The 13,029-nt window shown below is 71.1% G+C and carries 11 protein-coding genes; 5 read left to right on the forward strand and 6 right to left on the reverse strand.

The window, feature by feature from the left end; all coding sequences use genetic code 11:
* Positions 1-20: 20 nt before the first annotated feature.
* From ACMW4R_RS04305 to ACMW4R_RS04315, 3 genes are read left to right on the forward strand one after another with little or no spacing between them, the layout of a single operon-like run.
* The gene (locus ACMW4R_RS04305; RefSeq protein WP_058595838.1) at positions 21-878 is read left to right on the forward strand and encodes a carbon-nitrogen hydrolase family protein; all 858 of its coding nucleotides are present in this window, start codon (positions 21-23) and stop codon (positions 876-878) included.
* A 21-nt stretch (positions 879-899) separates the two neighbouring features.
* Positions 900-2,003 (forward strand): MSMEG_0565 family glycosyltransferase, encoded by a 1,104-nt coding sequence (locus ACMW4R_RS04310; protein WP_418299261.1) that lies wholly within the window; start codon positions 900-902, stop codon positions 2,001-2,003.
* Positions 2,000-3,430: an AMP-binding protein gene (locus ACMW4R_RS04315; protein ID WP_058595840.1), complete on the forward strand. Its 1,431-nt coding sequence runs from the start codon at positions 2,000-2,002 to the stop codon at positions 3,428-3,430. Before ACMW4R_RS04310 ends, ACMW4R_RS04315 begins: the two co-directional genes overlap by 4 nt.
* 11 nt (positions 3,431-3,441) lie before the next feature.
* Here ACMW4R_RS04315 and ACMW4R_RS04320 read toward each other — a convergent pair whose 3' ends face one another.
* Positions 3,442-4,428 carry a carbon-nitrogen hydrolase family protein gene (locus ACMW4R_RS04320; RefSeq protein WP_418299262.1) on the reverse strand — a complete coding sequence of 329 codons (987 nt, stop codon included), beginning with the start codon at positions 4,426-4,428 and terminating at the stop codon, positions 3,442-3,444.
* A 163-nt stretch (positions 4,429-4,591) separates the two neighbouring features.
* Between ACMW4R_RS04320 and ACMW4R_RS04325 the strand changes: the two genes are divergently transcribed.
* A complete protein-coding gene (locus tag ACMW4R_RS04325) occupies positions 4,592-5,503 on the forward strand; it encodes an AraC family transcriptional regulator (RefSeq protein ID WP_193754841.1) in 912 nt (303 codons plus the stop codon).
* An 84-nt stretch (positions 5,504-5,587) separates the two neighbouring features.
* On the opposite strand, the gene ACMW4R_RS04330 is transcribed toward ACMW4R_RS04325, so the two are convergent.
* From ACMW4R_RS04330 to ACMW4R_RS04345, 4 genes are all read right to left on the reverse strand, one after another.
* On the reverse strand, positions 5,588-6,979 hold the full coding sequence (locus ACMW4R_RS04330; protein ID WP_418299263.1) for an MFS transporter: 1,392 nt from the start codon (positions 6,977-6,979) through the stop codon (positions 5,588-5,590).
* A gap of 66 nt (positions 6,980-7,045) precedes the next feature.
* On the reverse strand, positions 7,046-8,635 hold the full coding sequence (gene mdlC / locus ACMW4R_RS04335; RefSeq protein ID WP_418299264.1) for a benzoylformate decarboxylase: 1,590 nt from the start codon (positions 8,633-8,635) through the stop codon (positions 7,046-7,048).
* 19 nt (positions 8,636-8,654) lie between these two features.
* Complete coding sequence (locus tag ACMW4R_RS04340) at positions 8,655-10,109, reverse strand: aldehyde dehydrogenase family protein (RefSeq protein ID WP_418299265.1); 1,455 nt, start codon at positions 10,107-10,109, stop codon at positions 8,655-8,657.
* A gap of 22 nt (positions 10,110-10,131) precedes the next feature.
* The gene (locus tag ACMW4R_RS04345) at positions 10,132-11,082 is read right to left on the reverse strand and encodes a lactate/malate family dehydrogenase (protein WP_418299266.1); all 951 of its coding nucleotides are present in this window, start codon (positions 11,080-11,082) and stop codon (positions 10,132-10,134) included.
* A 137-nt stretch (positions 11,083-11,219) separates the two neighbouring features.
* Between ACMW4R_RS04345 and ACMW4R_RS04350 the strand changes: the two genes are divergently transcribed.
* Positions 11,220-12,164, forward strand: coding sequence for a LysR family transcriptional regulator (locus ACMW4R_RS04350; protein WP_058595846.1), 945 nt, complete (start codon positions 11,220-11,222; stop codon positions 12,162-12,164).
* Here ACMW4R_RS04350 and ACMW4R_RS04355 read toward each other — a convergent pair.
* On the reverse strand, positions 12,125-12,964 hold the full coding sequence (locus ACMW4R_RS04355) for a PRD domain-containing protein (RefSeq protein ID WP_058595847.1): 840 nt from the start codon (positions 12,962-12,964) through the stop codon (positions 12,125-12,127). The two genes, ACMW4R_RS04350 and ACMW4R_RS04355, sit on opposite strands and share 40 nt — an antisense overlap.
* Positions 12,965-13,029 lie beyond the last annotated feature (65 nt).

Below are 13,029 nucleotides of genomic sequence, written 5' to 3' on the forward strand. Positions count from 1 at the left end.
CCACCGCGTACTCTCGGGGAATGGCATCCGTCACGATGGCTGCGGTGGCGGCCCACTTCGGTCGCGACGTCGAACGCACGCTCGCGAAGCTCCCCGGCATCGTCGAGGACGCACGCGGACGCGGGGTGAACCTCCTCGTGCTGCCGGACGCCACCATCGGCGGCTACCTGCTCGACCTGCACCACCCGGTGGAGGAGGGCGACGGCATCCCGCACTCCGTCGAGATCGACGGGCCCGAGGTGGCGGCGATCATGCAGCTCGCGGGCGACATGACGGTGTGCTTCGGCATCGCCGAGCGAGCCGTCGAGAACGGCGAGGAGCGGCGCTACAACACCGCGGTGTGCGTGACCGGCGACGGCGTGCTCGGCGTGCACCGGAAGGTGCACCTGCCGCTGGGCGAGTCCGACGTCTACGCCGCGGGCGCCGACTTCCGTGCCTTCGACACCCCGGTGGGGCGGGTCGGCATGCTGATCGACTTCGACAAGACCTTCCCCGAAGCGGCGCGCTCGGTCGCCCTCGACGGCGCGCAGATCATCGCGTGCCTGAGCGCGTGGCCGGCGAGCGTCACCGACCGATCCGACCGCATCCGCAACGACCGTCAGGCGCACCTGTTCGACCTGTACGACTGCGCGCGCGCGGCGGAGAACCAGGTCTACCTCGTGTCGTCGAACCAGACCGGCGTGCTCGGCGGGCTTCGGTTCCTCGGCCAGGCGAAGGTCGTCGACCCCGCCGGTGAGATCATCGCGAAGACCTGGGCCAAGGGTGGGCTCGCCGTCGCCGAGGCCGACGTCGCCGCCCACATCGCGCGCGCCCGGCGCAAGCTCAACCACCTGGCGCAGCGGGCGGAACACACCTACCGGCTCAGCGCCCCCGCGTGAGCCGCCCCGGAAAGGACATCGATGCGCATCGCGCAGCTGACGTACTCCACCAAGCCCCGCGGTGGGGTCGTTCACACCGTCGCGCTCGCCGAGGCGCTCACCGCCCGTGGCCATGAGGTCGAGGTCTGGACGCTCGGACGCGGCGACGACACGACGTTCTTCCGCCCGGTCGATCCGCGCGTGCGCGTGCGGGTCGTGCCGTTCCCCCCGCTCGACGGTGAGGGTGTGGGGGAGCGCATCGAGCGCTCGATCGAGCTGATGGCTGCGGCTCTCGAAGCCGACGCTGACATCGTGCACGCGCAGGACTGCATCTCGGCGAATGCGGCGCTGCGCCGCGGCATCCCGGTCGTCCGAACGATCCACCACCTCGACGCGTTCACGACCCCGCAGCTCGTCGCGTGCCACGACCGTGCGGTGGTCGAGCCGGTGGCCCGGCTGTGCGTCTCGGACGCGGTCTCCCGCGAGGTCGAGCAGAGGTACGGCGTGCGCCCCGAGGTGATCGCGAACGGGGTGGATGCCGAGCGCTTCGCCGCCGCGGTGGGCGCCGACGACGCACGCGCCGCCTGGCGGGCACAGCTCGGCGCCTACGTGCTGGCGCTCGGCGGCATTGAACCGCGGAAGGGCTCCCTCGACCTGCTCGAGGCATATGCGCGTCTGCGCGACGCCCACCCCGAGGTGCGCCTCGTGTTCGGCGGCGGCGAGACGCTGTTCGACTACCGCGAGTACCGCGAGCGGTTCGAGTCTCGCGCCGACGAGCTCGGCATCCGACCGACGATCCTCGGCCCGGTCGACGACGACGCGTTGCCGTCCCTCGTCGCGGAGGCCCGTGCGCTGGCTTTCGTCTCGACGAAAGAGGGCTTCGGACTCGCCGCGATGGAAGCGCTTGCCGCCTCGACACCGGTCGTGGCGCGCGATCTGCCCGTGATCCGGGAGGTGTTCGGCGACACCGTGCTCTACGCGTCGACTCCCGGAGAGATCGCCGTGCGGCTCGACGCGGTGCTGCGGGGCGATGCGCCGACCGACACGGCCGCCGGGCTGGCACTCGCCCGCGCGCACACCTGGGAGCGGGCTGCCGAGGCACACGAGCGGTTCTACGCACGCGTGCCGCAGCGGAGCGCGCGGTGACCGAGCGCTCGTTCTCGGCGATCCTCGCCGACCGCGCTCGGGGCGCCCCCGACGAACCGCTCGTCATCGACGGTGCCGGCGTGATGACGGCGGGGGAACTGGATGCCGCCGCCTCGGCCCTCGCGCACGAGCTCCTCTCCCGCGGCGTCCGCCGCGACGACACGGTCGCTGTGTCTCTGCCGAACGGGCGGGACATGGTCATCGCCTGCTTCGGGATCTGGCGGGCAGGTGCGACGCCGCAGCCGCTGTCGACCTCGCTCACCGCGGCGGAGCGCACCGACCTCGAGGCGATCGCCCTGCCCGCCGCCGCCGTGGGCGTGCGACCCGCGTCACCCGACGTCACATGGGTGCCCGGAGCGCGGGTCGAGCCGTGGGCGGGCGATCTCCCCGATGTCGCGGCGTCGTGCTGGAAGGCACCGGCCACTTCGGGATCGACGGGGCGGCCGAAGATCGTGCGGGCGGCGGCACCGGCGACGCTCGATCCCTCGCGCCCGGTGGCAGCTTTCCTCCCGCGGGCGGCGACGCAGATCGTCGCCGGTCCGCTGTGGCATTCGGCGGTTTTCACGTACGCGTTCCGGGGTCTGCTCACGGGGCACCGGCTCGTCATCCTGGAGCACTTCGACGCGCACGCATGGGTCGACGCCGTCGAGACGCACGGTGCGACGTGGGGGCTGCTCGTGCCGACGATGATGGCCCGGCTGCTGCGCCTGCCCGCCGAGGCACGGCGGCCCGTGCGCGTCGCGAGCCTCGAGAGAGTGCTGCACATGGGAGCGCCGTGCGCGCCGGCTCTGAAGCGGGCGTTCCTCGACTGGCTCGGCGCCGAACGGGTCGACGAGGTGTACGCGGGCAGCGAGTCGAACGGCCTCACGCGCATCACCGGAACGGAGTGGCTCGAACGCCCGGGCAGCGTCGGGCGACCCATCGGCGGCACCGAGGTTCGTGTCCGCGACGATGTCGGAGCCGACCTCCCATTCGGGCAGAGCGGTCTGGTGTGGATGCGCCGGGGCGATACGGCGGCGTACTCCTACGTGGGAGCGACCTCCCGCCGCGACGACGAGGGGTGGGACACGCTCGGCGACGTCGGACACCTGGATGCCGAGGGCTACCTCTTCCTGCACGACCGGGCCGACGACCTCATCAACCGCGGCGGCGACAAGATCGCGCCCGCTGCCGTCGAGGCGGTGCTCGAGGAACACCCCGCCGTCGAGGAGGCCGTCGCCTTCGGCATCCCGGACGACGATCTGGGCCACGTGGTCCACGCCGCCGTCCGGCTCGCCGACCCCGCGGCATCCGCGTCGGTGATGGTGCACGCGCGGACGCATCTGGGCCGGCGATCGCCCGTCACGTTGCACGTGGTGACGACGTCGCTACGCAACGACGCCGGAAAGGTTCGGCGTTCCGCGCTCGCCAAGCAGTTCGGCGGCTGAGAGAGGCGGGATCAGATCTCGACGTCGTACGTCGGCACGTCCGCCTCGGCCGTGCTCGTCTCCCCGAGGGTCGCGGGCGTCCGCGCCGTGCGATCGACCGTCAGCGTGAACACGTCGGGCCGGCTGTAGTGGCCCACGGGGTCGGCGAACTTCTTCGCGATGTCGATCGCGGAGAGATCGATGTCGGCATACACGAGCCCTTCGGTGTGCGTGTCGAGCGGCTCGGTGAGCAGCGCGCCGTCCGGCCCGTAGATGCGCGCGTAGCCCCCGCCGAAGTCGACGATGGGCGACGGTGCGCCGTTGACGAGGAAGTTCTGCGCCCCGGTCTCGCTGAGGATCTGGGTCGACACCACCACGAAAGCACCGCCCTCCAGCGCGTAGGTGCGGCTGACGGCCATCGACGGCTCCCACCCGAGGGAGGGGTGCTCGGCGAAGATGCCGAAGCACGGCCAGCCGGCGACGTGGATCTGCTCGTGCTGCGCGTACATCGTGAATTTCACGAGCGGTTGCAGGTGCTCCCAGCAGTTGAGGGCGCCCAGGCGACCGTGCGGGGTCTCGATGACCTGCAGGTCGCCGCCGTCACCCTCCCCGAAGAGCGTCCGTTCGGCGTGCGTCGGCTTGAGCTTGCGGCGGTGGAGAAGGATGTCGCCGGTCGGACCGATGATCAGCTGCGCCATGTAGAGCGAGCCGTGGTCCTGCTCGCTCAGGCCGAGGACGACGGTGATGCCGTGCGCGGCGGCTGCTGCACGGATCGTCGCGATCTCCGGGCCATCCACGGTCGGTGATGCGGCGTGGTAGCGGGCGAGGTGGGGGATCTGCTCGGGGACCGGGTACGCCCACAGGAAGACCGGGTAACCGGGAAGCCACGTCTCCGGGAAGGTGACGATCTCGGCGCCGTGGGCGGCGGCTTCGGCGATGAGATCGACCGTCTTGGCGACGGTTGCGGGAAGGTCGAACCAGCCGGGTTCGGCCTGAACGGCGGCGATGCGAGTGGTCATGGGATCTCCTCGGGGTCGTGGTGAGGAGACAGTAGGACTGCCGTGGGGGCACGGCGAAGACGATTCGTGCGTCCCGTCGTGCAATTTCTGCATCGTGGCCCGGAGAAACAGAATCGTCATCGGGCGCTACCTCCGCGGCATCCGGATGGCACATCATCGATTCATGACAGTGCGCACCGCGGTGTCCGCTCCCGAGTGGGAGACGCTCTCGAGTCAGGCGTTCGTGCCGCTCCGTGTGCGAACGGGCGCTCATTTCGTCGCTTCCCTCGATCACCGCGGGTATGCGAGCGCGGCGCTGTCGGCCATCCACTCGGGTGCCTGTCACATCGCGCGGGATCGGGCTCTGTTGTCCCCGGCCGCGGATGACATGGCGTTGTTCTCCTTCCAGGTCTCGGGTCGGAATCTGGTGGAGCAGAACGACCGGCAGGCGACGATCGGCCCGGGCGACGGCGTCCTGTACGTCACCCGATCCGCGTACGACCTCGACTTCCCCGACGACGCGGAGCTCGTCGTGCTGCAGGTGCCGACGGAGTGGCTGGGTCTATCGGCATCCACCCTTTCCACGATCGCGGCGCAGCGTCTGTCCGCGCGCCGTGATCTCCTGCTGCGCACCGCGAGCCGGGTTGTGCGCTCGCACTTCACCGGCAGGCCGGTCCTCGACGACACCGCACAGTCGATCCGCGTGGCGACCGAGTTGCTCGCCGCGGCTCTGCGCGGGGGAGGGCGGCGCAGCTCCCCACCCCGTTCTCACGCGGCGCTGTTCGCCTCGTTCCACCGCATCGTGGCGGAGCACCTGGACGACCCTCGCCTCGATGTCTCCGCGCTCGCCGCGGTCGAGAACGTCTCCGTGCGCACGGTGCACCAGGTCTTCTCCGAGCGCGGACTGCGCGCTGCCGCGTTTATCCGGTCGGAGCGCATGTCGCGCGCGTGCCGTCTGCTGCGCGAGACGACGCTCGCCATCCCGGACATCGCTCTGCGCTGCGGCGTCGCCGACCCGAGCGTGTTCGCGCGGACGTTCCGCAACGAGGTCGGCATGAGCCCCACGCGGTACCGCGCGCAGCTCGCCGCTGATTGACGTCCCGGCGCGAGACGCCGCGTGCGACGCGGAGAACGGCCCCGCCGCGCCGGCGCGCAACGGGACCGTTCGACGGAGGGGCCGTCAGGCCCGCATCACCCCGCGGATCGGGCTGACCGTCTGCTCGGCCTCGTGGTCGGGACCGAGGGGGATGCCGCTGCGGTCGCGCAGAAGCAGCGTCGCTACGACGCCGATCAGGGTCATGCCGGCGAGGTACCACGTCACCGCCGTCGTGCCGCCCGTCGCATCGACCAGCGCCTGCGCGATGGACGGCGCGAACGCGCCACCCAGGACGGCTCCGAGCGCGTACGAGATCGACACTCCCGAGAAGCGAATGGATGCCGGGAACAACTCGGCGTACAGGGCGGCCTGGGGGCCGTACGTCAGTCCGAGACCGACCGACAGGATCACGAGGCCCAGGGTGAGCAGCCCCACGCTGGCCGTGTTGACCAGGGGGAAGAGCAGGAAGACGCCCACGAGCTGCGCGGCCCAGCCGACGAAGTAGGTGTTGCGTCGGCCGATCCGGTCGGCGACCCACCCGCCGATCCAGGTGAACAGCAGCCACGACGCGGCCGAGAGGGTCACCGCGCCGAGCACGTCGGCGGTGGCGAGACCGACGGGACCGTCGGGGTTGGTGGCGTAGCGCTGGATGTAGCCCCCGGTGGTCATGTAGCCGACGGCGTTGTTGCCCGCGAAGACGAGGGCGGCGATGAGAACGAGAAGGGCGTGCTTGCGGAACAGCTGGACGATGGGGGCGCGCGTCTTCTCCTTGCGCTCGCTGAGTTCGAGGAAGACGGGGCTCTCCTCGACCTTCTTGCGCACGTAGTAGCCGACGATGATGAGGACGAACGACAGCAGGAACGGCACGCGCCAGCCCCAGGCGAGGAACGCGTCGCCGGAGGCGATGAGCGCCATCAGCCCCAGCATGCCGCTCGCGAGCAGCAGGCCGAGCGGCGTGCCCAGCTGCGGCGCGGCTCCGAACACTCCGCGCTTGGTCTTGGGGGCGTGCTCGACGGCCATGAGCACCGCACCGCCCCACTCCCCGCCGGCCGAGATGCCCTGGAGGATGCGCAGCAGGATGAGCAGCACGGGCGCGGCGACCCCGATGACGTCGAACGTCGGCAAGAGGCCGATGAGCGTCGTCGAGGCACCCATCAGCGTGAGCGTCAGCATCAGCACCACGCGTCGGCCGTACTTGTCGCCGAGGTGACCGGCGAGGAAAGCGCCGAGGGGGCGGAAGAGGAAGCTGAGGCCCACCGTGAGGAACGACAGCACCTGCGCGATGCCGGGGCCGGCGGGAGCGAAGAACAGCTGGCCGAAGACGAGTCCGGCGGCCGAGGCGTAGAGGAAGAAGTCGTACCACTCGACGGTGGTGCCGACCACCGTGGCGAACACGACGCGGCGTCGGTCGGCGGGGGCGGAAATCGTGCCGGTCGGGGTGAAACCGCCCGACCGGCGCGAGGGGTGGGTGGACATGGGAGCGCTCCTGTGACGTCGTTGTCGGAACCGCGGCTTCTCGTCGCGGGGGTGTGGCGGGCGGGCTCAGCGCTGAGAGAGCTGAGGGACGACCGCGAGGCGGGGACCGGTCGCGGTGGCGGCGCCCCGGACGAACTCCTCGAGGTCGTCGAGGCTGTCGAGGCGGTGCGCGTCGACGCCGTAGCCGCGGGCCACGGCGCACGGGTCGAGGCCGGGGAGGTCGAGGTAGCCGCCGTCGGGGACGTCCATGATCCGCGAGAAGCGCTGCAGCGCTCCGTACTCCTCGTTCTGGGGGATCACGAAGGTCACCGGGATGCCGTAGCGAGCGGCCGTCCACAGCGCCGCGGGGGTGTACTGCATGGCGCCGTCACCGATCAGCGCCACGACCGGCCGCGACGGGTCGGCGAGTTGCACCCCGATCGCCGCGGGGAGCCCCCAGCCGAGCCCGCCGTTGGCGGGGAAGTAGTACGACTGGGCGCGATCGAAGGTGAACCGCGCCCAGAGGGCGTCGGCGGAAGTCCATTCCAAGACCACCACGGCGTCGGCGGGCTTCGCGCGGTCGACGGCGTCGAGGATTGCCTGCGCCGAGTGGCGTCCCCCGACGGTCGGGGGAGCGGCATCCGGAACGAAGGCGCCGTCCGCGGGACCGTCGCTCTCGCGCACCCGTGCCGCCAGTCGCGCCGCCGCATCGACGGGGTCGCCCACGTGGATCGCGCCCGCCGCCGCACGCGCCGCCTCGCCCGGGTCGGACGTGACCCCGATGAGGCGCGTTCCCGGACGCAAGGGCGCGCCTTCGACGAACTGGTGGTAGCGGAAGACGGCCGCGCCGAGGGTGAGGACCACGTCGTGCTCGGAGAGGAGCTCCGCCACCGCGCCGAGGCCCGTCGGGAGGATGCCGCGGAAATGCGGATGCCGGGTGGCGAACGGCGCACGCGAGGGACTCGGTGCGACCCACACCGGCAGGCCGCGACGCTCGCTGAGCGCCCGTGTTGCCGCCCACCCGGCCTCGGTGTCGACGCCCGGCCCGAGGACGAGAACCGGCGAGGAGGCGGCATCCAGCTCCGCGACGATCTCGTCGATGCTCGCCTCGGACAGCACCGGTGTCCCCGCCACCGAACGCGCTGGGAGGCCGGCAGAGACCTGCTCGTCGGCCGGTCGTGCCCAGTCGTCGAGCGGAATCGAGACGTAGGTCGGTCCGGTCGGTGCCGACATCGCCAGCAGCGCCGCCTGGGACACCACCGCGGGGACGTCCTCGGGGCGGAGAGGCTCGGCCGACCATTTCACCAGCGGATCCGCCAAGCGTGTGGCATCCACGTTCGTCAGCATCGCGTTGAGCGGAACGTAGCGCCGGCTCTGCTGGCCCGCGATGACGAGCACCGGCGCGTGCGCCGCTGCGCTGTTCGTCAGGTTGCCCATGGCGTTACCGGTGCCCGACGACGAGTGCAGGTTGACGACGCCGAGCGATCCGGAGGCCTGCGCGTAACCGTCGGCCATCGCGACCGCCGCCCCCTCTTGCAGGGCGAGGACGTACTCGATGTCGTCGGGCAGGTGCTTCAGCATCGTCAACTCGTTGGAGCCGGGGTTGCCGAAGATCCGGGTGACGCCGCGCGCACGCAGCACCTCGTAGAACGCCTGGGCGACGTCGGGAGCAGACATGGGGGTCCCTTCGCGGGTGTCAGAACGGGTAGGTCGCGACGTCGGCCTGCATCGTGACCCACTGGGTCTCGGTGAACGCCTCGATGTTCGCCTCGTGCCCACCGAACCGGGCACCCGTACCGGACGCGCCGACACCGCCGAACGGTGCCTGCGACTCGTCGTCGACGGTCTGGTCGTTGATGTGCAGGATGCCGCTGGGCAGGCGATCGGCCAGCTCGTAGGCGCGGAACGCGTCTTTCGCGAGGATGCCGAGGGACAGGCCGTAGTCGCTCGCGTTGACGAGGTCGACGAGCTCGTCGACCGAGCTGAACCGCGTCACGGGGGCGACGGGCCCGAAGATCTCCTTCTGGAAGGCGGCGTGCTCGGGGGTCACGTCGGCGAGCACCGTCGCCTCGAAGAAGAGCCGGTCGTAGCCGCCGCCCGCGGTCACGCGAGCTCCGGCGTCGACCGTCTCGCGCACGATCGCGTCGATCTTGTCGCGCTGACGCTCGTCGATGATCGGGCCGAGGGGCGCGCCGGTCGAGGGGTCGCCCGCGGGGAGGGCCGCCGCCTTCGCGCTGAGGGTCTCGACGTACTCGTCGTAGATGCTGTCGTGCACGAGGTGGCGTCCGGTCGTCATGCAGATCTGCCCCTGGTGCAGGAACGATCCCCAGGCGCCCGCGGATGCCGCGGCCGCGACGTCGACGTCACCGAGCACGACCAGGGCGTTGTTGCCGCCGAGCTCGAGGTGCGCGCGCTTGAGCAGTTGTCCCGCCCGCGCGCCGATGATGCGGCCGGCCTCGGTCGACCCGGTGAACGAGATGATCGGCACGGCGGGGTGGTCGACGAGCGCCGAACCGACCTCGACGCCACCGGGCAGCACCGAGAAGACGCCGGCGGGAACGCCCGCGGCTTCCAGCACCGCGGCGAAGAACAGACCGCCGCTGACGCTCGTGCGCGGGTCGGGCTTGAGGACGACGGCGTTGCCGAGCGCGAGCGCGGGGGCGATGGACCGCGCGGACAGGATGCCGGGGAAATTGAACGGAGAGATCACACCGACCACTCCCACGGGGCGGCGACGGCTGAGGCTCAGGCGCGGGCGGGCCGAGCGCAGCAGCTGACCGTACGGCATCATCGCGGTCGCCGCGGCGAGGTGGAACTCGTTCGCGACGAGGCTCGCCTCGAAGTGCGCCTTGCCCTGGGCCGAGCCCGCCTCGTCGCTGAGCCAGCGGGCGAGGGTCTCGGTGTTCTCCTCGATGATCGCCGCGGCGCGGCGCATCACGGCGGCGCGCTCCTCGGCGGGGGCGCTCGCCCACGCGGTCTGCGCGCGGCGCGCGGCCTTCACCGTGCGGTCGAGGTCGGCGGCGGTCGCGGCGGCGACGCGGCCGATCGTCTCACCGGTCGAGGGGGAGACGACCGCGGCGGTGTCGGGGGTGCTCACCCACGATCCGTCGAAGTAGCGGCCATCCCAGGTCTGCGGGTCGAAGAACGTCATCGGTCGGTCCCTTTCCAGTGGTTCAGTGAGTGAGTGCGCCGGCGCGTGATGCTTTGTCGGCGAGGGCCGCGGAGGCCTCGTCGACGGCGGCGCGCTCGGCGTCGTCGAGGTAGTCGAGGGGAGTCGGCACGACCGCCCCGTCACGAACGACGGCGAGCAGCGTCGTGTGCGAACCGTTGCCCTCGGCGTCGCGACGCCACACCGCGACCGGCATCGGTTCGTCGGCGGCGAGTCCCGCGATCGTGCGGGCGGATCCCAGCGGCGTGGTCCAACCGGAGCTCCGGCCGGGCCGGAGGTCGGACCACCGGCGGAACCACCCGCGCGCGTCGGCGTCGATACGGGCACGCTGGTCGGCGGTGAGCTCGAGGGGCGCGCTGTCGAGTCGGAGGCCGCTCCACACCGGGACCTGGCCGTCGCCGTGCTCGCCGACGACGAGGGCGTCAATGCGCGTGGGGTCGACCTTCAGCTCGCGGGCGATCGCCGCGGTGAAACGGATGCTGTCGTTCAGGCAGTAGCCGAAGATGCGCGCGGGGTCGATGTCGCTGAGGTGCGCGAGGCACGTGGCGAGCACGTCGGCCGGGTTGGTGAGGATCATCACCAACCCGCTCTCGCCCGCGAGCGCGGAGATCGCCGGTTGCACTGCCCGCAGGACACCGAGGTTGCCCTCGAGGAATGCCTCGCGGCTGCCGTCAGGCGTCTCGGGGAGAGAAGCGGCGAAGACGACGAGGTCTACGGGAGTCTGGGCGACGGCCTCGTCGAGAGGGAGGACCGTGAGGCGGGCGCGTGTACGGCCGGCGACGATCTGCGCTTCCCGCATGTCGATCGCGTGCGCCTGCAGCACGTTCTCTTTGAGGTCGAAGAGCAGGATCTCGTCGTACTCGTCGGCCAGCGAGAGCTGGTGGGCGAGGCCTGCGCCGGTGAGGCCGGAAGCCCCGAGGATCGCGACGCGTCGCGGCGACCATGTCTGCGTCATTGCACATTCCTTCCGCGCCGTCCCTGGCGCCGTTATCGATTGAACGCCTCGATGAGTGGTGCGTCCAGACGAGGTTTCGGATGCCACGGATAGAATCTCTCTATGTCGCACGCGGACGTGCGCGGAAAGGCCGGGTCATGACATCCGTGGATCTGGATCTGATGCGGACGTTCGTCGCGATCTACGAACGGCGCAGCCTGACGCTCGCCGCGGGCGCGCTCAACGTCACCCAGCCCTCGGTGAGCTACGCGCTCGGGCGTCTGCGGCGTGATCTGGGCGACACCCTGTTCGTCCGGTCGGCGCAGGGCATGGCCCCGACCGCCCGCGCGGATCAGCTCTACGCGGTCGCCCGGTCGGCGATCGACGCGATCGACGACGTCGTCGCCGGCCGCGAGTTCGACCCGGCCACCGCTCGCACGCGGTTCCGCGTCGCGCTCACCGACATGGGGGAGTACGCCTATCTCCCCACCCTCATGGAACGCCTCTCCCTGGATGCTCCCGGAGTGGGCCTGGATGTCGTTCCCGTGGATGTCGACGCCGTCGACCGGTGGATCGCGAGCGGCGAGGTCGACGCGGCCGTCAGCAGTGCGGCGCCCAGCGGGCGGACGGCCTCAGTCGACCTCTTCAGCGAGACGTACGTCTGCGTGGCGACCTGGCCCGACGACCTGCGGGGCGTCGCGGTGAGCCCCGCGGAGCTGGCCGATCTGCGACTGGCCGTGATCGACACCTCTTCGGGCCACGACCGCGTCGGCCGCGCACTCGACGACGCCGGCATCGCCCCCCTGGCGGTGCTGCGCGCGCACCACTTCTCGACGCTTCCCGAAACCCTCGTCCGTTCGGGCGGGGCGGCGATCGTGCCGCGCCGGGTCGCGGGGATGTTCGCCCGCCGCTGGCCGCTGCACGCTCGGCCCCTGGACGGGCTGGTCGAGGAGTTCCACGTCCGTCTCTTCGCCAATCCGGCGCTGCACCCGACGGCCGCGCGTCGGTGGTTTCTCGGCGTCCTCGAGGAGGCGGTGCGCTCCTTCGCCGCCGAGCACGATCCTCAGTCGGACGCGGCGGGGAGCGACGCCCGCGCGATGTGAAGAGCGAGGTACGCGACCTCTTCGTCGGGCACCGCCACCCCGTACTCGCGGTCGATGAACGTGCGCACGCGTTCCGCGGTGGTCACGGCGTCGGGGTGCCGCGTCCGCATCGTCTGCAGCAGGAAGTCGTCGTCACCGAGCATCCGCTCCGCGAACAGGCGCTCGGCGAAGAAGTGGAGATGCGTCAGGAAGCGTGCGCCGTGCAGGTCGTCGCCGACGACGGCGATGGTGCTCGCGTGCGTGACGATCTTGATGATGGATGCCACCAACGACACGACGCCCGCGGCATCCATGTCCTCACGTCCCACCTGCGCATTGACGAGGTGGAAGGCGATGTTCGCGGCCTCATCGGTGGGGATGTCGACGCCGAACTTCTCGCGCAGGAGGCCCACCGCCCGCAGGCCGATGCGGTGCTCGAGCGGATAGAGGTTGCGCACCTCGGCCACGAGACGGTTGACGATCGCGATCCCGCGACGCTCGCGCTCGATCGCGAAGTGCAGGTGGTCGGTGAGGGCGAGGTAGATGTGGGGATCGAACTCCAGTCCCTCCGACTCGGCATCGGCGACGATGCGCCGCGTGAGCTCGACGAAGTCGACGGGGATCTGCGAGACGAGATCGACGAAGTTGCGTTGATCGGTCTCTCGGAGCTCGACGAAGACACGGTCGTGCGCGCCGGGCGGCACGACGTCTCCGGGGCGGTGGGCGAACCCGATGCCCTTGCCGAGGAGAACGCGCTCGACGCCGCGGTCGTCCTCGACGAGCACGACGCTCGAGTTGAGGACCTTCTTGATGATCTGCATGGTGGTTGTCTCCGTCGACACCGTCCGATGAAGCGTCGCGGGTGTGGGGGCCGACGTGTGCCGGC

It is taken from the genome of Microbacterium sp. S1037 (assembly GCF_048381605.1).
In the GTDB taxonomy this organism is placed as follows: domain Bacteria; phylum Actinomycetota; class Actinomycetes; order Actinomycetales; family Microbacteriaceae; genus Microbacterium; species Microbacterium testaceum_B.